Annotated in this window: 17 protein-coding genes and 1 pseudogene; 7 read left to right on the top strand and 11 right to left on the bottom strand. The window is 67.1% G+C overall.

What is annotated here, in order from left to right:
- Positions 1-10 precede the first annotated feature (10 nt).
- The 4 genes from glyS to RXV88_RS11735 are packed head-to-tail and all read right to left on the bottom strand — an operon-like array spanning position 11 to position 4,584.
- A complete protein-coding gene (gene glyS, locus RXV88_RS11720) occupies positions 11-2,239 on the bottom strand; it encodes a glycine--tRNA ligase subunit beta (protein ID WP_316293056.1) in 2,229 nt (742 codons plus the stop codon).
- Entirely contained in the window at positions 2,239-2,763 is a 525-nt protein-coding gene (locus RXV88_RS11725) for a DUF6446 family protein (RefSeq protein ID WP_316293057.1), read from the bottom strand. The genes glyS and RXV88_RS11725 overlap by 1 nt, the downstream gene beginning before the upstream one ends.
- Positions 2,760-3,659 (bottom strand): FkbM family methyltransferase, encoded by a 900-nt coding sequence (locus RXV88_RS11730; protein ID WP_316293059.1) that lies wholly within the window; start codon positions 3,657-3,659, stop codon positions 2,760-2,762. The genes RXV88_RS11725 and RXV88_RS11730 overlap by 4 nt, the downstream gene beginning before the upstream one ends.
- Positions 3,652-4,584: a glycine--tRNA ligase subunit alpha gene (locus RXV88_RS11735; RefSeq protein ID WP_316293061.1), complete on the bottom strand. Its 933-nt coding sequence runs from the start codon at positions 4,582-4,584 to the stop codon at positions 3,652-3,654. The genes RXV88_RS11730 and RXV88_RS11735 overlap by 8 nt, the downstream gene beginning before the upstream one ends.
- Before the next feature lie 153 nt (positions 4,585-4,737).
- Here RXV88_RS11735 and RXV88_RS11740 point away from each other — a divergent pair, with 153 nt between their 5' ends.
- The gene (locus tag RXV88_RS11740) at positions 4,738-6,456 is read left to right on the top strand and encodes a serine protease (protein WP_316293064.1); all 1,719 of its coding nucleotides are present in this window, start codon (positions 4,738-4,740) and stop codon (positions 6,454-6,456) included.
- 21 nt (positions 6,457-6,477) lie between these two features.
- Here RXV88_RS11740 and RXV88_RS11745 read toward each other — a convergent pair whose 3' ends face one another.
- The gene (locus RXV88_RS11745) at positions 6,478-7,410 is read right to left on the bottom strand and encodes a DMT family transporter (RefSeq protein WP_316293066.1); all 933 of its coding nucleotides are present in this window, start codon (positions 7,408-7,410) and stop codon (positions 6,478-6,480) included.
- Between RXV88_RS11745 and RXV88_RS11750 the strand changes: the two genes are divergently transcribed.
- Positions 7,370-7,603 (top strand): hypothetical protein, encoded by a 234-nt coding sequence (locus tag RXV88_RS11750; RefSeq protein ID WP_316293069.1) that lies wholly within the window; start codon positions 7,370-7,372, stop codon positions 7,601-7,603. The two genes, RXV88_RS11745 and RXV88_RS11750, sit on opposite strands and share 41 nt — an antisense overlap.
- Positions 7,604-7,668: 65 nt before the next feature.
- On the opposite strand, the gene ilvC is transcribed toward RXV88_RS11750, so the two are convergent.
- On the bottom strand, positions 7,669-8,691 hold the full coding sequence (gene ilvC / locus RXV88_RS11755; RefSeq protein ID WP_316293071.1) for a ketol-acid reductoisomerase: 1,023 nt from the start codon (positions 8,689-8,691) through the stop codon (positions 7,669-7,671).
- Between the two features lie 129 nt (positions 8,692-8,820).
- Here ilvC and RXV88_RS11760 point away from each other — a divergent pair, with 129 nt between their 5' ends.
- On the top strand, positions 8,821-9,276 hold the full coding sequence (locus tag RXV88_RS11760; RefSeq protein ID WP_316293072.1) for an Lrp/AsnC family transcriptional regulator: 456 nt from the start codon (positions 8,821-8,823) through the stop codon (positions 9,274-9,276).
- A complete protein-coding gene (locus RXV88_RS11765) occupies positions 9,273-9,728 on the top strand; it encodes an Lrp/AsnC family transcriptional regulator (RefSeq protein WP_316293074.1) in 456 nt (151 codons plus the stop codon). Before RXV88_RS11760 ends, RXV88_RS11765 begins: the two co-directional genes overlap by 4 nt.
- Positions 9,729-9,737: 9 nt before the next feature.
- Here the strand turns inward: RXV88_RS11765 and RXV88_RS11770 are convergent, their stop codons facing one another.
- Positions 9,738-10,841 carry a Hint domain-containing protein gene (locus RXV88_RS11770; protein ID WP_316293076.1) on the bottom strand — a complete coding sequence of 368 codons (1,104 nt, stop codon included), beginning with the start codon at positions 10,839-10,841 and terminating at the stop codon, positions 9,738-9,740.
- Positions 10,842-11,054: 213 nt separating this feature from the next.
- On the opposite strand from RXV88_RS11770, the gene RXV88_RS11775 reads away from it, so the two are divergent.
- Positions 11,055-12,182 (top strand): aminotransferase class V-fold PLP-dependent enzyme, encoded by a 1,128-nt coding sequence (locus tag RXV88_RS11775; RefSeq protein ID WP_316293078.1) that lies wholly within the window; start codon positions 11,055-11,057, stop codon positions 12,180-12,182.
- Here the strand turns inward: RXV88_RS11775 and RXV88_RS11780 are convergent.
- Positions 12,179-13,375 carry a UbiH/UbiF family hydroxylase gene (locus RXV88_RS11780; protein WP_316293080.1) on the bottom strand — a complete coding sequence of 399 codons (1,197 nt, stop codon included), beginning with the start codon at positions 13,373-13,375 and terminating at the stop codon, positions 12,179-12,181. The genes RXV88_RS11775 and RXV88_RS11780 overlap by 4 nt on opposite strands.
- A gap of 70 nt (positions 13,376-13,445) precedes the next feature.
- Entirely contained in the window at positions 13,446-14,090 is a 645-nt protein-coding gene (locus RXV88_RS11785) for a pyrimidine 5'-nucleotidase (protein WP_316293082.1), read from the bottom strand.
- 102 nt (positions 14,091-14,192) lie between these two features.
- Here RXV88_RS11785 and RXV88_RS11790 point away from each other — a divergent pair, with 102 nt between their 5' ends.
- Positions 14,193-14,837: a GntR family transcriptional regulator gene (locus RXV88_RS11790; protein ID WP_316293083.1), complete on the top strand. Its 645-nt coding sequence runs from the start codon at positions 14,193-14,195 to the stop codon at positions 14,835-14,837.
- Positions 14,838-14,846: 9 nt separating this feature from the next.
- Here the strand turns inward: RXV88_RS11790 and RXV88_RS11795 are convergent.
- Together RXV88_RS11795 and carA are read right to left on the bottom strand one after the other, a co-directional pair.
- Positions 14,847-16,778: pseudogene (locus RXV88_RS11795) on the bottom strand (glycosyltransferase family 2 protein).
- A 56-nt stretch (positions 16,779-16,834) separates the two neighbouring features.
- The gene (gene carA, locus RXV88_RS11800) at positions 16,835-17,983 is read right to left on the bottom strand and encodes a glutamine-hydrolyzing carbamoyl-phosphate synthase small subunit (RefSeq protein ID WP_316293085.1); all 1,149 of its coding nucleotides are present in this window, start codon (positions 17,981-17,983) and stop codon (positions 16,835-16,837) included.
- A 186-nt stretch (positions 17,984-18,169) separates the two neighbouring features.
- On the opposite strand from carA, the gene RXV88_RS11805 reads away from it, so the two are divergent.
- Complete coding sequence (locus tag RXV88_RS11805) at positions 18,170-18,637, top strand: GatB/YqeY domain-containing protein (protein WP_316293087.1); 468 nt, start codon at positions 18,170-18,172, stop codon at positions 18,635-18,637.
- Positions 18,638-18,651 lie beyond the last annotated feature (14 nt).

Raw genomic sequence — 18,651 nt, forward strand, 5'->3', positions numbered from 1 at the left:
CTTTCGCCTGTCAGCCCTCCAGCTGCGTCAGATCGGCCACTTGCAGACAGATCGCCCGGATCCGGCTGAGAAGGTTGAGCCGGTTGCGCCGCACCACGGTGTTTTCGGCATTGACCTGGACCGCCTCGAAGAAGGCGTCGATGGGCGCGCGCAGATCGGCCATCGCGGCCATGGCGGCGGCGAAATCGCGGTCCTGCATCGCAGGGGTGATCCTGGCCTCGGCGGCGTCGAGCGCGTCGAAGAGCGCGGTTTCGGTGGCATCCTCGGCATATTTGCGATCCGCGCCAAAGCTGTATTCGACCCCGTCCTTCTCCTCGGCCTGGGTGAGGATGTTGTTGGCGCGCCGGAACCCCTGCACCAGGTTTTCGCCATCCTCGGTGCGCAGAAACGCCTCGAGCGATTCGGCGCGCCGGACCAGCAGGGCCAGATCGTCCGATCCCTCCATCGCCAGGCAGGCGTCGATCACGTCATGCCGGATGCCCTCGTCGCGCAGATGCACCTTGAGCCGGTCGTGGAAGAAGTCCAGCAAGTCGTTCGACAGTCCCGGCACCCGTTCGCCAACGGCGCTCAGCAGCGTCGCTTCGCCGCTCAGCCGTTCGTGGATGGCGTTGAGGGCCGCGCCAAAGACGCCATGATCGGCTATCTCGTCGACGAGGTCTTTCAGCGCTTTCAGGGCCTCGTCGGTGGCGTCGCCGTTTAGATGGATTTTCTGGCGCACCAGCTGCGCGCCGATGTAGCGGTCGAGCGGCAGGTCGAGGCCATTGTTCAGCACCAGCCGGATCAGCCCGAGCGCGGCGCGGCGCAGCGCGAAGGGGTCCTTCGAGCCGGTTGGCTTTTCGTCGATGGCCCAGAAGCCGGTCAGCATGTCGATCTTGTCGGCCAGCGCCACGGCGACCGACACGGGTGCGGCGGGCACGTCGTCAGAGGGGCCGAGCGGCGAATAGTGTTCCTCGCAGGCGTTCGCCACCTCGGCAGGCAGGCCTGCGGCGTTGCTGTAATAACGGCCCATAAGTCCTTGAAGATCCGGGAATTCAAAGACCATCTCGGACGACAGGTCAGCCTTGGCGACGCGCGCGGCCTGTTCGGCAAGCGCCGCATCCGCACCCACAGCCGGGGCGATGGTGCGGGCCAGCGCCGCGACCCGCTCGATCCGATCCCCGACCGACCCCAGCTTGTTGTGGAAGGTCACGCTGGCCAGCGCGTTGGTCCAGGGCGACAGATCGCCGGTGCGGGCGACGCGCAGGTCGTTCTCCCAGAAGAACTTGGCATCGGCCAGACGCGCCGCCAGCACCTTTTGGTAGCCCGCCAGGATCGTCGCGCCGTGGTCCGGGGCCTCGATATTGGCGACGGTGACGAATTTCTCGATCCGCCCGGTCTTGGGGTTCTTCACCGAAAAGAACTTTTGGTGCTCTTTCATTGAGCTTTGCAGCACCTCGGGCGGCAGGTCGAGAAACTGCTCTCCGATCTCGCCCATCAGCACCACGGGCCATTCCACCAGTCCGGCCACCTCGGCCAGAAGGCCGCGGTCCTCGACCACTTCCAGCCCCTGGGCAAAGGCGAGGTTGGTGGCGTCGTGCCAGATCGCCTGGGCGCGTTCGTCGGCGGACAGGATGACCTTGTCGCGCTTGAGCCGCGCCTCGTATTCCTCGAACGAGGTCACGGCAAAGGGGCCCTTGCCCATGAAGCGGTGGCCTTCGGTCACATCGCCGGCCTTGATCCCATCGACGTCGAGCGGCACCACCTCGGCGCCCGCCTCGTCGGTCAGCAGGCACAGGATGCGGTGCAACGGGCGGACCCAGCGCAGGCTGCCCTCGCCCCAGCGCATGGACTTGGGCCAGGGGAAATGGCGGATGGTCTTTTCCAGCACTTCCGCCACGATCTCTGCCGCGGGGCGGCCCGGGGTGACCACGGTGGCGAAGTAGAAGGTGCCCTTCTTTTCCTCACGCTCGACCAGATCCTCGCGCGCCACGCCCGCGCCGCGCAGAAAGCCCTCGATGGCCTTGTCGGGTGCGCCCACCTTGGGCCCGCGCCGTTCCTCGCGCAGGGTGGGCGACGAGGCCGTCAACCCCTCGACGGTCAGCGTCAGCCGGCGCGGCGTCGAAAAGGCGGCGGCCCCGGCATAGGTCAGCCCGGCCTCGACCAGACCGTCGGTCAACAGCTTTTTCAGATCCTCGGCCGCCTTGGATTGCATCCGGGCGGGGATTTCCTCGGAAAAGAGTTCGATCAGCAGATCGGGCATCAGTTTACTCCGTCTCGGGGCGGGCATTCGTCGCCCAGCGGGCTGCCGTCATAGGCCTTGTCGCCGCATTCGTTAATCTCGTGCCAGACATAGCCGCGCCCGTCTTCGGTGATGGCGACCACCCGGTCGATGCCGAATTCGCGGTTGCGCTGATCGACGAAGACCTTCGCGGTTCCGGCGTCCATTTCGGCGGCGATGGCCTCGGCGTCGAAACAGTCGAACCAGCCGGGGGCGACGCGGGGGGCGGCGTTGTCGTAGGGTTCATAGCGGGCCGTGGCCTCGTCCAGCGTCAGCGTGGTGTCGAAACAGACGCGGTAGCGGATGGGCGAGCTTTCGGCGTCGATGCCCTGAAAGTTGGCAAAGGGGATCGGCGCGCGCGTGCCGTCCAGCGCGGTCAGCATAACGTCGTCGGTGCCGGTGGGCACGACCTCTTCGTAATAGGCGTAGACCTGCAGGTAATACATCGCCACGCCGCCCACCAGCGCCGAGAGCAACAGCAGGATGGCCAGGAACTTGCCGGTCATGCGCGGCCCTCCTTGCGTTCAAAAAGCAGAACCAGACGCTGACGACCGACCGCGCGGATGCCAAAGCCGTGATCCAGCATGAATTCGGTGACCTCGGGCAGGGTGCTTTCATGCTTCATCCCGCGCTCGAACCCGACATCGGCGGCGACAAAGCGGAATTGCCGGATCACCTGCGACGCGCCTTCGAGGATCTCGGGTTCCGCGCCCTCGGCCTCGAGCTTCAGCAGGGTATAGTCGGCGTCACGGGGCAGGGCGTCGTCCAGCCGCACCGTGGGGACGTCGATTTTCGTGTCGTACCCCTCAATCGGCAAAAGCGAGGAATCCGCGCTGCCGGATTTCAGGTAGAAGGTCATCGCCTCGGTCGCGTCCTTCCAGGCGGCGGCGTTCCGCGCGTCATGGCCGGTGACGGCGGGATTGGCGGCGAGATTGCGCTCGAGTGCGGCGAATTCCATCGGCGAAGGCTCGAAACTGGTGAGCGAGGCGGTCACGCCGCGCGCCTGCAAGGCCAGCGCCAGATCGCCCACATTGGCGCCGATGTCGACGATACGCGGGTCGGTGCCGAAATCCACATGCTCCAGCAGGTATTCGCCGGCTAGCTGCTGCCCGCGCCGCGCCAGGCCTGACAGGTAATAGCTGACCCGGGGGCGGTGCGCGAAGCAATGCACCTGCGCGCCGTCGTGGCATTCGAAGAGCCCGCTGTCGCCGTCGCGGGCAAAGGTCGGATGGGTGCCGCGGATGCCGCGCGCCGCGGCATTGGCCGCGCGCAGATAGGCCTCGCCCTCGAGCTGCGCCAGTGCCGCGGCGCGGCGTTTGCTGGCGCGGCGGGCCGGTTTGATCCGGTCGGCCAGTTGCCACAACGCCAGCCGCGCACGCAGGACAGCCGGGCTGTCAGGCATCGGCATATCCCCCGGCCTCGGTCATCACGAAGGCGTCGGCGCACATCTTGGCCAGCGTCCGCACCCGCCCGATATAGGCCTGCCGCTCGGTGACCGAGATCACGCCCCGCGCGTCCAGCAGGTTGAAGACATGGCTGGCCTTGATGCACTGGTCATAGGCGGGCTGCGCCATGACGATGCGGCGGCCGGTCTTGGGGTCGGTGGCAGGCTGGTCGAGGATGCGGGCGCATTCGGCCTCGGCATCCTCGAAATGTCGAAGCAGAACCTCGGTGTCGGCCACGTCGAAATTCCAGCGGGCGTATTGCGCCTCGGCCTCGCGGAAGACATCGCCATAAGTCAGCGGGATGGGCGCGTCGGGGTCGTTGAAGGGCATCTCGTTGCCGTCGTCATAGCCCAGCACATACATCGCCAGCCGCTCCAGCCCGTAGGTGAGCTCGCCCGCGACGGGGTGGCAATCGTGTCCGCCGACCTGCTGGAAATAGGTGAACTGGCTCACCTCCATACCGTCGCACCAGACCTCCCATCCCAGGCCCCAGGCGCCCAGCGTGGGGCTTTCCCAGTCGTCCTCGACAAAGCGGATGTCGTGCATCCCCATGTCGATCCCGATCGCCTCGAGCGAGCCGAGATAGATGTCCTGCAGATCGGCCGGCGAGGGTTTGATGATCACCTGGAACTGGTAGTAATGCTGCCAGCGGTTCGGGCTGTCGCCATAGCGCCCGTCCGTGGGGCGGCGCGAGGGCTGGACATAGGCCGCCGTCCAGGGCTTTGAGCCGAGGCTGCGCAGCGTGGTGGCGGGGTGAAAGGTGCCCGCGCCTACCTCCATGTCGTAGGGCTGCAGGATGGTGCAGCCGCGCGCGGCCCAATAGGTCTGCAAACGCAGGATAATGTCCTGAAAGCTGCGCGGTTTGTCGGCACTGTCGGTCATCTGCGGCTCCGTTGCTTTGGCCGTCTGATTATGCGCCGCGGCCACAAGGGTCAATTGCGGGACGGGCCATATTTTTTTCAGGTGCATGGGCGGCGGCTTTTGTTAAACATGGGGCATAACCGGAGACGGGCAGACCAGAAGGCAGATTTGAGCATGACACGATTTCTACCGGCACTGATTGCGGTGCTGTTTTTAACGGTAACGATGACGGCGACCCGGGCGGCGGCGCAGCAGGCCTATATCCAGATCGAGGCGCAACCCAGCCTGACCCAGGCCGAACAGAGGGTGCGCGACTATGCCACCTATCTGGCGGATGTGAACGGCTTTGCGCTCGGCGGTGGCTGGTATGGCATCGCGCTGGGCCCCTTCGCCGCCGGCGAGGCCGACGCGCTGCGCCGTCAACTGATCGGGCAGGGGCAGATCCCGGGCGATGCCTATCTGTCGGAGCGCGCTGATTATCAGCGCCGGTTCTGGCCCGTGGGGGCCGAGGCCGCGCCTGCGCCCATGACCGACAGCGCCGAGGCTGCCCCCGCGCCCGATCCGGTCGTCCCCGACGAAACCCCGCGCCAGGCGCGCGCCAGCGAGGCGCAGCTGACCCGCGCCGAACGCGAGGCGCTGCAGGTCGCGCTGCAATGGGCCGGGTTCTACGACGCCGCCATCGACGGCGCCTTCGGTCGCGGCACGCGCCGGTCCATGGCGGGCTGGCAGACGGCCAACGGGTTCGAGCCGACGGGCATTCTGACCACCCGCCAGCGCGCCGAGCTTTTGCGCCAGTACAACGCCGTGTTGGACGGGCTGGGGATGCGGCTGGTTACAGACACGCGCGCCGGGATCAGCATCGAGCTGCCCATGGATGCGCTGGCCTTCGACAGCGTCGAGGCGCCCTTCGTGCAATACGGCCCCACCGGCGATCTGCCGGTGCGGGTGCTGCTGATCAGCCAGCCGGGCGACCGCACCACGATGAACGGCCTTTACGAGATCATGCAGACGCTGGAGATCGTCCCGCTGGACGGCGAGCGGGAGCGCGCGCAGAGCGGCTTTCTGCTGACCGGCGCGAACGCCCGCATCGTCAGCCATACCGAAGTCAGGCTCGAGGACGGGGCGATCAAGGGCTTCACGCTGATCTGGCCCGCGGGCGACGAGGAGCGCCGGACGCGGGTTCTGGCCCTCATGCGCCAAAGCTTTGCCACCACCGATGCGGTGCTGGACCCGGCCGCCGTCAGCGGCGAGGCGCAATCGGTCGACCTGGTGTCGGGGCTGCGGGTGCGCAAGCCCAAGGTCACGGCCTCGGGCTTTTTCGTCGACAACGGCGGCAGCGTGGTGACCAGTGCTGCGGCGGTCGAGGCCTGCGCGCGCATCACCATCGAGGACGATTTCGAAATGCGTCTGGCGGCCAGCAACGGCGATCTGGGCGTCGCGGTGCTGCGGCCCGTGGATGCGCTGGCCCCGCGCGGCTATGCGGCCTTCCAGATGTCAACGCCCCGGCTGCAATCCGAGGTCGCCGTGTCGGGCTATTCCTTCGGCGGCGTGCTGAGCGCGCCGACGCTGACCTTCGGCCGGCTTGAGGATCTGCGCGGGCTGGAGGGCGACACGCGGCTCAAACGGCTGGCGTTGGCGTCGCTGCCGGGCGATGCGGGCGGGCCGGTCTTCGACACCGGCGGCGCGGTTCTGGGCATGCTGCTGCCGCGCGAGGACGGCGCGCGACAACTGCCCGATAACGTGAGCTTTGCCGCGCAGGCGGATGAAATCATGGCGCTTTTCGAGGATGCCGGGGTGAACGGGCAATCCACCGAACAGGTGGCGGTGATGGCGCCGGAGGATCTGACCTCATTGGCGACGGGGATCACGGTGCTGGTCAGCTGCTGGGAGTAAGGTCCGCCGGAAGGCCCCGGATCAGGTCCGGGGCCGTGTTGCGCCGGAACCGAAGAGCCCGCTCAAAGCCCGCCACTGGCTGAGGCCGACGCCCGCAAGGATCAGCACCAGCGCGATCAGAAGCGAGGGGCGCAGCGGCTCGTCCAGCAGCCAGACGCCCAGGATCACCGACCATAGCGGCACCTGGTAATTGGTCAGGCTCATGAACACCGGCCCAGCGCTGCGGATCACCAGGACCCGCAACAGGTTAGCCCCGGCGGTCGGCACCAGCCCTAGGAAGGCCAGCAGTATCAGCGTATGGGTGTCGGGCAGGGGCGGCGGGCCTTCGACCGCCCAGGCCAGCGGCACCACCAGCGCCATGCCGAAGAGCATCGGCATCGCCGCCAACCCGATCGCATCCACCGGCGGCAGGCGGCGCATCATTACCGAACTGACCGCATAGCAGCCCGCCGCCGCGAGGCAGGCCAGCCGCCCGGCGGGTTCCAGCGCCGCGCCGGTCGAGGCGAGGGCCTCATCGCCGATCAGAACGACGACGCCGACAAAGCCGATGAGAAAGCCCGCGATGCGGCGCGGCCCCATGCGCTCGCCCGGGATGAAAAGATGCGCCAGCGGCAACACCATCAGCACGACCGCCGCCATGCTGACCCCGGCAAAGCCCGAGGTCACATATTGCTGGCCCCAGCTGAGCAGCATGAACGGCACCGCCGAGCTGAGCATGCCGATCACCGCCAGCAGGCCCCACGGGCGTTGCCCGCTCTGGAACAAAGGCCAGCCGCGCAGACCCCAGATGAACAGCGTCAGCAGCGCAGCAAAGCTGATGCGCGCGGCGGCGAGCCAAAAGGGTGTGATTCCTTCGAGCGCCAGCTCGATGATCATGAAAGTCGCGCCCCAGATCAGCCCCAGCGTGCCCACCATGGCCCAGCTGCCGGGCGTGATCTTCGGTTCGGTCTGCATAAAAATTCACCACTCGGTCCATGGGTTGCGCGAAGCCGCGCCGATGGCGGTTGTCTCGACCGGTCGAGCGGTTACCTTAAACGTCTACAGACCGATAGGAGGGGTTTTCATGGACGCGTTCTTTGTTTTGCCGATCTTCATTCTTCTGGTGCTGCTCGGGTGGTGCGTGCTGCAGTTGAAGGACGATCTCTGACCGGACGCCGCTTGCGGCGCGATGGCCCGGGCGCAACCGCCCGGGCCCTTCATGACTGACCGGGGTCAGTTCTTTTCCTTGTCGACCATCTTGCCCGCGGAAATCCACGGCATCATGGCGCGCAGCTTTTCGCCGACTGCCTCGATCTGGTGGGCGTCGTTGATGCGACGGGTCGCCTTGAACGACGGCTGGCCCACGGCGTTTTCCAGCATGAAGTCACGCACGAACTTGCCGTTCTGGATGTCGGTCAGAACCGCCTTCATTTTCGCCTTGGTCTCGTCATAGGGCAGGATGCGCGGGCCAGAGACGTATTCGCCGTATTCCGCGGTGTTCGAGATCGAGTAGTTCATGTTGGCGATGCCGCCCTCATAGATCAGGTCGACGATCAGCTTCACCTCGTGCAGGCATTCGAAATAGGCCATCTCGGGGGCGTAGCCCGCCTCGACCAGGGTTTCGAAGCCCATGCGGATCAGCTCGACCAGGCCACCGCAGAGCACGGCCTGCTCGCCGAAGAGGTCGGTTTCGCATTCTTCCTTGAAGTCGGTCTCGATGATGCCCGACCGACCGCCACCGATGGCCGAGCAGTAGGACAGGCCGATTTCCAGCGCGCGGCCCGAGGCGTCGTTGTTGACGGCCACCAGGCAGGGCACGCCGCCGCCCTTGGTGTATTCGCCGCGCACGGTGTGGCCGGGGCCCTTGGGCGCCATCATGATCACGTCGACGCCGGGCTTGGGCTCGATCAGGCCGAAATGCACGTTGAGCCCGTGGGCGAACGCGATGGCCGCGCCGTCGCGCAGGTTGTCGTGGACGTATTTCTTGTAGGTCTCGGCCTGCAGTTCGTCGGGCATGGTGAACATGATCAGGTCGCACCAGGCCGCGGCCTCGGCGATGCCCATGACCTTGAGCCCTTCGCCTTCGGCCTTCTTGGCCGAGGGCGAGCCCTCGCGCAGGGCGACGACGACGTTCTTGGCGCCGCTGTCGCGCAGGTTCAGCGCATGGGCGTGGCCCTGGCTGCCGTAGCCCAGGATGGCCACTTTCATGTCCTTGATCAGGTTGATGTCGCAATCGCGGTCGTAATACACGCGCATGGTTGGTCCTCCGGTTATGTGACTGCGGCGCACTCTAGGCGGGCGGCAGAGAGGGTGTTTGCGTTTTTTGAGTATTTTTGCCAAGAAGAAGAGAAATCATTCTCTGAATTGCAGGTAAGCGGTAAAATCATGCTCGATAACACGGATCGGCGTATTCTGCGCCAGTATCAGGCGGCGCCGGATCTGGCGGCGGGCGATCTGGCCGAACGGGCAGGTGTCACGCCCTCGACCCTGGGCCGCCGGCTGGAGCGGATGCGGGCGGCAGGCGTGCTGCGCGGCGTGCGCGGGGTCGTTCACTGGCCTGCGCTGGGGTACGAGGTCGAGGTCAGCCTGCGGGTGACGCTGGACAAGACGCAATCGCGCGCCTTCGACGACTTCATCGAGGCGGCGCGCGAGGTGCCGGAGGTGACCGAGATCCAGACCTTTCTGGGCCAGGTGGATGTGCGGCTTTACGTGGTGGCGCGCGACATGGCGCATTACCAGCAGATTTACCGCGACAGGGTGCTGATGCTGCCCCATATCGCCGATATCGAGGCGCTGATGCATGTGGCGCGGGTCAAGGCCGCCGAGAGGCTGCCGCTGTGATCGCGCTCGACGCCACCGACCGCGCGCTCATTCGGGCGCTGACCGAGGATGCCACCCGCAGCGCCGGGGCGTTGGGGCGCGCGCTGGGCCTGTCGCAGCCGGCCTGCTGGCGCCGGATCCGGCGGCTGGAAGAGGCGGGCGTCTTCGAGGGCCGCAGGCTCGACCTCGATCTGCAGGCGCTGGGGTTCGGGGTGACGGTGTTTCTGGGCATCAAGCTGGCCACCAAGGGCCGCGTCAGCCTGGAGGATTTCGAACGCGCGGTCACCGCCATCCCCGAGGTACAGACGGTGGAACACGTGCTGGGCATGTACGATTACCGCCTGCGGGTCGTGGCCCGCGACATCCCCGATTTCGAGCGTGTGCTGCGGCGGCGGATCATGACTTTGCCCGGGGTCGGCAATGTCGAGGCGAACGTGCTTTTGAGCGAAGAGCGCCGTCCCGGCCCGATCTGAGCATCGGCCTCAGGCGATGCGGGCAAGCGCCTGCGCTTCGTAGCCGCGCAGGGCATAGCGCGACATGTCGCCGGTGCATTCGGCATGGGCCAGTTCCGGAAAGAGGCCGATGATTTCGTCCCGTGCCGCGTCGTCGACCGATTGCAGCGTCTGTTTGCCGGGGAAGAGCGATTCCGACGGGCAGGCCTCGGCAAAGACGATCTGGTGGGCGTCGAAGAGAAAGTGGATGTATTCGACCGACGCGCGTTCCTCGACGCGGATGGCGGCCTCGTCGATCAGGTGTTTCGCGGCGACCAGAACCTCGCTCTGGCCGAAGAGCAGTTCCGCCTGTGCGCCCCGGATCAGCATCCGGTGGTTCTGCGACACCCAGAGATCGCGGACATTGCCGAGCGCGCCCGCGCGGATGCGCACCGGCGCGTGGTGGCCCGTGCCCGGCATCCGGCGCGCGCCGATCCAGCGGATTTCCTGCGGGCCGTTGTCCAGCGTGTTGACCCGGTCGCCTACCTGCAGCGTTTCAATAAAACGCGGGCCGTCCGGGGTTTCGATCAGGGTGCCGCGGGTGAAGCAGATGGGGATCCAGTCGTTCAACTCGCTGGAAAAGGCGCCGTCGGCGGCTTCGGTGCCGTCGATCGTGCCGTCGCGGTTGTAGTCGACGTCGGTATAGGTGTCGACGTCGATCGGGTTCACGCCCGCCTCGACCTGGCCGACCAGGTCGACGCCCGCGACCATGGCCAGTTCCTGCAGCACCGGCGCGCCCGCGTCGGTCGAGGTCAGCTCGCCCGCGTCGAACCGCAGATAGGTGTCGCCCATGCCGCTGCGGCCATCGGGGATCTCGGCCCCGTCGCCGCTGCCGGTGTAGCTGTAGGTGTATTTCGGGACGTCGTTGTAATAATCGCTGGCGTTGTCGTAGACGACGATGCCCACGATCACCGACTCGTCGGTCAGCACGCCATCGACGGTCACGTTTTCGACCAGCAGCGCGACGATATCGTCGCTTTCGAACACCGCCTCGCCGTCGTGGATTTTCAATTGCCCGCCGCCCCTGGCGGCTGTGTTCGCCTTGGGGTCGTTCAGAATACTGAACCCGTTCAGAAGAAGGGTTGTAGAGGCCATGCCCGCTCGCTCAATCACGCGGGTCTTTGCCCGCTTTTGTCGTTTTGAAGGCAACTTAGAGCATTTTTCGCGACATGGGAATCGGCGAAACACGTTTTAAGTGTTGTGCTGCGGCAGTTTGGCCGCGGTCGGGGCCGGGCTGCGGCAATTGGGGGTTTTGCCAAGACGCCGCAATCGCGATAGCCACGGGGGCAATCAGGAATGGAGGTTTTGATGGCCGCGCTGCTCGATACGATTGATCCCCAGGGGCTCGAGGAATTCTCGGTCGTGTTCACCGACCGTTCGCTGAACCATATGTCGAAGGCCTTTCAGACGGTGATGACCGATATTTCGGCCATGCTGAAAGAGGTTTACGCCGCCGATGCGGTCGCTCTGGTCCCCGGCGGCGGCACCTATGGGATGGAGGCGGTCGCACGCCAGTTCGGCCGCGAGGCCAACGTGCTGGTGGTGCGCAACGGCTGGTTCTCGTACCGCTGGAGCCAGATTTTCGACGCGGGGCAGTTCGCCGCCGACACCACGGTGATCAAGGCCCGCCAGCAGGGCAACGCGGTGGATGCGCCTTTCGCGCCCGCGCCGATCGACGAGGTCACGGCCCGCATCCGCGAGGTCAAGCCCGACATCGTCTTCGCCCCGCATGTGGAAACCAGCGCCGGGATCATCCTGCCCGACGCCTATATCGCCGCTTTGGCCGAGGCCGCGCATGAGGTGGGCGCGCTGATGGTGCTGGATTGCATCGCCTCCGGCTGCGCCTGGGTCGATATGCGCGCCACCGGCGTCGACGTGCTGATCTCGGCCCCGCAAAAGGGCTGGTCGGCGACCCCCTGCGCCGGGCTGGTGATGATGTCCGAGCGCGCGGTCGCGCGGCTGGAACAGACCCAGTCCGACAGCTTCGCCGTCGATCTCAAGAAATGGTATCAGATCATGCAGGCCTACGAGAACGGCGGCCATGCCTATCACGCCACGATGCCCACCGACGGGCTGCGCGCCTTCCGCGACACCATGCTGGAGACCCGCGAATATGGCTTCGACAAGCTGCGCGACGCGCAGTGGGACCTGGGCAACAAGGTCCGGGCGATGCTGGTGGCCAAGGGCGTGAAATCCGTCGCCGCCGAGGGCTTTGGCGCGCCGGGCGTGGTGGTCAGCTATACCGGCGATCCCGAGATCCAGTCGGGCCGTGCCTTTGCCGCCAAGGGCATGCAGATCGCCGCCGGCGTGCCGCTGCAATGCGACGAGCCTCAGGGGTTCTCGACCTTCCGGCTGGGGCTTTTCGGGCTCGACAAGCTTTATGACGTCGACGGCACTGTCGCGCGTCTGGGCCGGGTGATCGACGAGGTGCTTTAACGCCCCGCGGCGCCCAGCCCCAGCTGCATCAGCGCGGTGCGCACGGGCGTCAGCCCGTGCAGCGCCTCGATCCCCTTGGCGCGCAGGTCGCGCAGGGCGGGGGTGCTGGCCATCGACGTGAGGTTCAGCGCCTTGATCCCGGCGATCCGCGCGCGGATGTCGACGATGCGGCGGCGGTGGTAGCTTGCCAGCATGTCGGCATCGCCCAGGGCGTCGGGCCGAGCGGTGGCCAGATCGAGCAGCGCCGACACATCCTTGAGCGACATGTTCAGCCCCTGCGCGCCGATGGGCGGCATGACATGCGCGGCCTCGGCCACCAGCGCCAGGCGCTCGCCGTAAAGGCTGGTGGCCTCTTGCGAGATGATCGGCCAGATCGTCCGGCGCGAGGCCAGCGTCAGCGGGCCCAGCACATGGGCCGACCTTTCGGTCATCGCCGCCTCGAAGGCGGGCGCGTCCATTTCCAGCAACTCTTGCGCGCGGGGGCCTTGCTCCATCCAGACCACAGCGGACGAGGGGCGGCCCTGATGATCGGGCAGCGGCACCAGGGTGAAGGGCCCGCCGGTGCGGTGCACCTCGGTCGACACGTTTTCGTGCGGGATCGGATGGGTCACCGCAAAGGCCAGCGCCTTTTGCCCGAAGCGCGTGGTGTGCACCCCGATGCCCGCCGCCTGCCGCATCGGCGAATTGCGCCCGTCGGCGGCGATCACCAGCCGGGTGCGCACGCGGGTGCCGTCGCTGAGGCCCACACGCGCCTCGGCGGCGCGGGTGAAGAGCGAAGTGGTCGCGGTGCCGGGGCGGTAGGTGACCCGCGCCATGCCGTCCAGATGCGCGGTGAATTCGCGCCGCAGCAGCCAGTTGGGCAGGTTCCAGCCGAAGGGCCGGTCGGAAATGTCGCCCGCGTTGAAATCCCGCGTGACCCGCGCCTCGGGCCGGTCGCCGCCGGCATCGACGATGCGCATGATCTGCAAGGGCATCGCGTGGGCCTCCAGCCGCTGCCAGAGCCCTGCGGCCTCCAGAAAGTCCCGCGCGGGCTGAAGGAAGGCGGTGCTGCGCAGATCGGCGCCCTCGGCGTCGCGGTCTGTCACCGGCGGGGCTGGATCGACGCAGAGCACGTCGAACCCCGCGTTGCCGAAGGCGGCCGCCGCCGCCAGCCCGGCAATCCCGCCGCCCGATATGACGATGTCGTGGTCCATGTCCCGGCCTCCTTACGCCAAATCTAGGGTCGGGCGGCGGGGGCCGCCACAGTCAAAGCGCCGCAGCCGCTCAGCGCAGGCGCGACAGGAACCCCGCCAGATCGTCGGTGTGGTGGTGGATGTGATCGGCGTCCTCGGCCTCGGGCGCGACATGCACGGTGCGCATCCCCATGGCGTGCGGCGCGGCGAGGTTGCGCGCCTCGTCCTCGAACATCGCGGCGACGGCGGGTTCGATCCCGTCCTGGGCAAAGACCCGCTCGAACGCCGCGCGCTGGGGTTTGGGCGTATAGCCCGCGTGCTCGACCCCGTAGATCGCATCGAACGCCGCGTCGAGCCCACGCGCCTTCAGAACCCGCGCCGCGTAAGGCGCGCTGCCGTTGGTGTAGACGATGCGCCGGCCGGGCAGGTTCGCGATCAGCTCGGAGAGATGCGGATCGGGCGCCAGCGCGTCGAACGAGATGTCGTGCACATCCTCCATAAAGGCCTCGGGGTCGATCTGGTGATTGTGCATCAGCCCGGCCAGCGTCGTGCCGTATTCGTGCCAGTACTGCCGCCGCAGGTCGTTGGCGCGGGCGCGGTCGACCCCCAGCGTCTGCATCACGAAGGCGACCATCCGCTCTTCGATCTGGTCGAAAAGCCGCACCGCGGGCGGGTAAAGCGTGTTGTCGAGGTCGAAGACCCACTGACGGATATGGGAAAAGGCGGACTTTGGCATGGCGCTAGAGGTAGACCGCCAGACGCGCCGCGGCAATGGCCAAGCTTGCCTGCCGTGGCGCGCGCGGTCTATCGTGGCGCAAGCCACGGCAAGGACCGCCCCATGAACCAGATCAAGCCCGCCCAGAAAGACGCCTATTCGCTGATCCTCGAGGCCATCGACGTGGGCGTCTTCCGCCCTGGCGACCGGCTGGTGGAAAGCGATCTGGCCGAACGCTTTGGCGTGTCGCGCACCCCGATCCGCGAGGCGCTGCAACGGCTCGAGACGCAGTCGCTGCTGGCGCGCGACGGGCGGTCGCTGATCGTGGCGTCGCTCGATCACAACCAGATGGCCGAGCTCTACGTGGTGCGCACCGAGCTCGAGGGGCTGGCCGCGCGGCTGGCGGCGCGCCACGCCACCGAGGAAGAGATCGAGGTGCTGCGCGACATGGTCACCGAGGACCGCGCGCTGCTGAACGACCCGTCGGCGCTGGCGCGGGCGAACCGGCGGTTTCACAAGATGATCCACCTGGCGTCGCACAACCGCTACCTGGTGCAGCAGCTCGACCTGGTGCACCGGTCGATGGCGCTGATGGCGACCACGTCGCTGGCCGCACAGGGCCGGGGCGAGATCGCGCTGGCCGAGCATCAGGCGATCGTCGACGCCATCGCGCGGCGCGACGAGGACGCGGCCAACAAGGCGCTGCGCGATCACATCTCGGTGGCCTTCGTCACGCGGCTAAAGCTCGATTCCAAGGCCGGCGGTTAGGGCCGCGCCTCAGTCGCCGAAAGGCAGATCGGCGGCGGCATGGTCGGGGCGAGAGCGGCCGTGCTCGGTCTTGTCCCAGTAGAAAGGCTTGGCGAACAGCTCCCACAGCGCCTTGTAGGCGGCGATCACGCCCAGCGGAAAATAAAGTGCCAGCGTCGGCACCCAGGGCATCAGCCCGTCATGCGGGCTGCGCGACAGCGCGGCAAAGCTGACCACCAACGACGCGGCCTCGGCCGACAGGAACAGCGCCAGCAGCAGCGGCGCTTGCCAGAGCGCGCCGTCGCTCAACGCGGGATGCAGCGCGCCGAAGGCTCCGGCCCAGAACGACCACAGCATCGGCGCCAGGATGAATTGCGAGATCGCCGTCAGGAAGGTCAGCTGAAAGCCCAGAAACCGCCACGCCCCCAGCTCGTGCCAGAGCCGCACGGGCCGGCGCATATGCACCAGCCAGGTGACCATATAGCCCTTGAGCCAGCGCGAACGCTGCTTGATCCAGGGCCAGAGACGGTTGTTGGCCTCTTCGCGGGTCACCGTCGCCACCAGTTCGGTGCGATAGCCGTAGCGCGCCAGGCGCATGCCCAGATCGGCGTCCTCGGTCACGTTATGGGCGTCCCAGCCGCGCACCTTTTCCAGCGCCTCGCGGCGGAAAAACACCGTGGTGCCGCCAAGCGGAATGGCAAAGCCCAGCCGGGCGATCCCCGGCAGCAGGATGCGGAACCAGCTGGCGTATTCGATGGCAAAGCAGCGCGACAGCCAGTTGGCCTTGGGGTTGTAGAAATCCAGGATCCCCTGCAGGCAGGCGACCTCGGCGGGGGCGCGGGCGAAATGTGCGGCGACCCGTTCGAGCTAGTCGGGCGCCGGGGAATCCTCGGCGTCGTAGACGCCCACGATGTCGCTGCGGCAAAAGCGCAGGGCATAGTTCAGCGCCCGGGGCTTGGTGCGCACCGCACCGTCCGGCACCTCGATCACGCGCATCCAGGGGGGCAGGGTCGCGCGCGCAAGTGCTGCGCGTGTGGTGGTGTCGTCCGCCTCGAGCACCAGCACCACGTCCAGCCGGGATTTCGGATAGCTGAGCCGCCCCAGCCGTTCGACCAGCGCCCCGGCGATGTCCTCTTCGTGAAAGAGCGGCACCAGCATCGACACAGTGGGCACCGCGCGGTCGGTCAGGGTTGCGGGCGGCGCTGCGGGCCGCGTCGGGCGGCGAAGGGCGGCCGCCAGCGCCGCCAGCTTGAAAAGCTGCGCCGCCACCAGCGTGATCAGCCCGGCACCGGCAATGGCCGCGAAGAAGAGCTGCGGCGCCAGCGCCAGCGTGCCGACGCAGAGCAGCGCCAGCCCCGCCGCGGCGCGCGCAGTGCGAGGATTGGCGATGTTCATGTCGCGACAGCTTTCGTCCGCGGCGACCGACGTCTCCGCCAGCCGCGCCAGCGCCGGCCCGTGCCGCGCGGCGATCTCGGCGTGGATGTCTGCCTCGTGGGTGACGGCCATCATCACCGGGCCCAGGCCGGGCGGCAGGGCGGCGAGCGTGGCGTCGAACTCCTCGGGGCGGGAGGTGGCCAGCATCAGGGTCTCGCCGATGCGCAGCCAGGGCAGGATGCCGAAGCGCAGGCAGGTCTCAGGCTCCAGCAGGCCTGTCAGCGCGGGGTCGGGGGGATGTTCGTCCCGCGTCACCCGCATCGCGCCCCAATGCAGCGCGCTGGCCTTAAGGATGTCATTGGCGCTGGCGAGCCCTTCGGTGTGGACCACCTGCGCGACGCTCGCCTTGGAACGCCCGCTTTCGGCCAGTGCCCGCATCGCCCCGGAGGGAGACAGATGGCCGGCGCGCATCAGCGCGGTGGCAACGGGCTGTCCGCGGTGGCTGCGCGCCTGCGCCAGATAGGCCGTACTCAGATCAAGGCGGTTGTGCCGCATGACATGGCTCCCGTGAATGCACCCGGGGACCATCTGCCGTCATGTTGGTTAAACGAGGGTTAAAGGCGGCCGATATGGTAACGCGATGTTCAGGTTTTCTGCATCGAGGCCGCGAAACGCTCGAAAAGATAGAAGCTGTCCTGCGGGCCGGGGCTGGCCTCGGGGTGGTGCTGGACCGAAAAGACCGGCTTGTCGGCCATGCGAATGCCGCAGTTCGACCCGTCGAAAAGCGAGACATGGGTTTCCAGAACGCCCTCGGGCAGGGTCTGGCTGTCGACGGCGAAGCCGTGGTTCATCGAGGTGATCTCGACCTTGCCGGTGGTGATTTCCTTGACCGGATGGTTCGCGCCGTGGTGGCCGTGGTTCATCTTGATCGTACGCGCGCCAAGCGCCAGCGCCAGCATCTGGTGTCCGAGGCAGATGCCGAAGACGGGCTTGTCCGCCGCCAGCACACCCTGAATCGCGGGCACGGCGTATTCCCCCGTGGCGGCCGGATCGCCCGGACCGTTGGACAAAAACACCCCGTCGGGATCGTGCGAAAGGATGTCCTCGGCCGTGGCGGTGGCGGGCAGGACGGTCACGTCGCAGCCCGCGCTGGCCAGACAGCGCAGGATGTTGCGCTTGGCGCCGTAGTCGACGGCCACCACCCGGTGCTTGGGGTCGGTCTGCGGTTTGTAGCCCTCGGGCCAGGCCCAGCGCATTTCGTTCCAGCGGTAGGATTGCGCGCAGGTGACGTTCTTCGCCAGATCCAGCCCCTCGAGCCCCGGAAAGGCGCGCGCGGCCTTGAACAGCGCGTCGATGTCGAACTTGCCCTCGGGATCGTGCGCCAGCGCCACATGCGGCGCGCCCTGCTGGCGGATGGCCCGGGTCAGCCGGCGGGTGTCGATCCCGCCGATGGCGATGCGCCCGCGCGCCGCCAGCCAGTCCGACAGCTCGGAGACCGCGCGCCAGTTGGCGCTTTGGGTCGGCATCCATTTGACCACCATGCCCGCGGCCACCGGATCGGCGGTTTCGTCATCGTCAGGGTTTACGCCCACATTTCCGATATGCGGGAAGGTGAAGGTGACGATCTGACCGGCGTAGGACGGATCGGTCATGATCTCCTGATAGCCGGTCATGGCGGTGTTGAAGCAGAGCTCGGCCGTGGTCTGGCCGGTGGCCCCAAAGCCCTGACCGTAGAACAGCGTGCCATCGGCAAGGGCAAGACAGGCGGTGGGCCGGGCTTGGTCTGAGGGCATGGCGGCGACTCCGGTCTGTGGGCGGGTTGGGCGTTGTCTACGGGCGCGGGCGGTCGCGGTCAAGAGGCAGTCCTATTTGTGAAATTGTTTTATTTCAATAGGTTAGATAACGGCTGCCCGGCTTGCGCCAGGCGGCGGCTTTCGCTAGTGTCGCAAATTCCGGCAATCCATTGGGATGGGGTAGCGATGGAACTGCGTGAACGCGTCACAACGGCCATGAAACAGGCCATGAAGGACAAACAGCCCGACCGGGTCTCGACCCTGCGGCTGATCAATGCCGCCATCAAGGACCGCGACATCGCCGCGCGCGCGGACGGCAACGACACCGGCGTCGGCGAGGCCGAGGTGCTGGCCATTCTGGAAAAGATGGTCAAGCAGCGCCGCGAGAGTGCCAAGACCTATGAAGAGGGCGGGCGGCTTGACCTGGCGGAGCGCGAGCTTGGCGAGATCGCGGTGATCGAGGAGTTTCTGCCGCGCAAGCTGTCGGACAAGGAAGTGGCCCAGGCGGTGGATTCGGCGCTGGCCGAGGTCGAGGCCAGCTCGATCCGCGACATGGGGCGCGTGATGGGCGTGCTGAAGGGCAAATACGCCGGGCGGATGGATTTCGGCGCTGTGGGCCCGATGGTCAAGGACCGGCTCGCGCAGCAGGGCTGACGCGCGGCTTTGCG

The sequence above is a fragment of the Aestuariicoccus sp. MJ-SS9 genome, assembly GCF_032586235.1.
Taxonomy (GTDB): domain Bacteria; phylum Pseudomonadota; class Alphaproteobacteria; order Rhodobacterales; family Rhodobacteraceae; genus Aestuariicoccus.

What these genes read in the sequence shown, in the direction of transcription:
- RXV88_RS11790 (WP_316293083.1), top strand. Translation starts at nt 14,193, where the DNA reads ATGAACCAGATCAAGCCCGCCCAGAAAGACGCCTATTCGCTGATCCTC.
- RXV88_RS11745 (WP_316293066.1), bottom strand. Translation starts at nt 7,410, where the DNA reads ATGCAGACCGAACCGAAGATCACGCCCGGCAGCTGGGCCATGGTGGGC.
- RXV88_RS11770 (WP_316293076.1), bottom strand. Translation starts at nt 10,841, where the DNA reads ATGGCCTCTACAACCCTTCTTCTGAACGGGTTCAGTATTCTGAACGAC.
- ilvC (WP_316293071.1), bottom strand. Translation starts at nt 8,691, where the DNA reads ATGCGCGTGTATTACGACCGCGATTGCGACATCAACCTGATCAAGGAC.
- carA (WP_316293085.1), bottom strand. Translation starts at nt 17,983, where the DNA reads ATGCCCTCAGACCAAGCCCGGCCCACCGCCTGTCTTGCCCTTGCCGAT.
- RXV88_RS11740 (WP_316293064.1), top strand. Translation starts at nt 4,738, where the DNA reads ATGACACGATTTCTACCGGCACTGATTGCGGTGCTGTTTTTAACGGTA.
- RXV88_RS11780 (WP_316293080.1), bottom strand. Translation starts at nt 13,375, where the DNA reads ATGGACCACGACATCGTCATATCGGGCGGCGGGATTGCCGGGCTGGCG.
- RXV88_RS11785 (WP_316293082.1), bottom strand. Translation starts at nt 14,090, where the DNA reads ATGCCAAAGTCCGCCTTTTCCCATATCCGTCAGTGGGTCTTCGACCTC.
- RXV88_RS11775 (WP_316293078.1), top strand. Translation starts at nt 11,055, where the DNA reads ATGGCCGCGCTGCTCGATACGATTGATCCCCAGGGGCTCGAGGAATTC.
- RXV88_RS11725 (WP_316293057.1), bottom strand. Translation starts at nt 2,763, where the DNA reads ATGACCGGCAAGTTCCTGGCCATCCTGCTGTTGCTCTCGGCGCTGGTG.
- RXV88_RS11760 (WP_316293072.1), top strand. Translation starts at nt 8,821, where the DNA reads ATGCTCGATAACACGGATCGGCGTATTCTGCGCCAGTATCAGGCGGCG.
- glyS (WP_316293056.1), bottom strand. Translation starts at nt 2,239, where the DNA reads ATGCCCGATCTGCTGATCGAACTCTTTTCCGAGGAAATCCCCGCCCGG.
- RXV88_RS11805 (WP_316293087.1), top strand. Translation starts at nt 18,170, where the DNA reads ATGGAACTGCGTGAACGCGTCACAACGGCCATGAAACAGGCCATGAAG.
- RXV88_RS11730 (WP_316293059.1), bottom strand. Translation starts at nt 3,659, where the DNA reads ATGCCTGACAGCCCGGCTGTCCTGCGTGCGCGGCTGGCGTTGTGGCAA.
- RXV88_RS11735 (WP_316293061.1), bottom strand. Translation starts at nt 4,584, where the DNA reads ATGACCGACAGTGCCGACAAACCGCGCAGCTTTCAGGACATTATCCTG.
- RXV88_RS11750 (WP_316293069.1), top strand. Translation starts at nt 7,370, where the DNA reads ATGGCCCAGCTGCCGGGCGTGATCTTCGGTTCGGTCTGCATAAAAATT.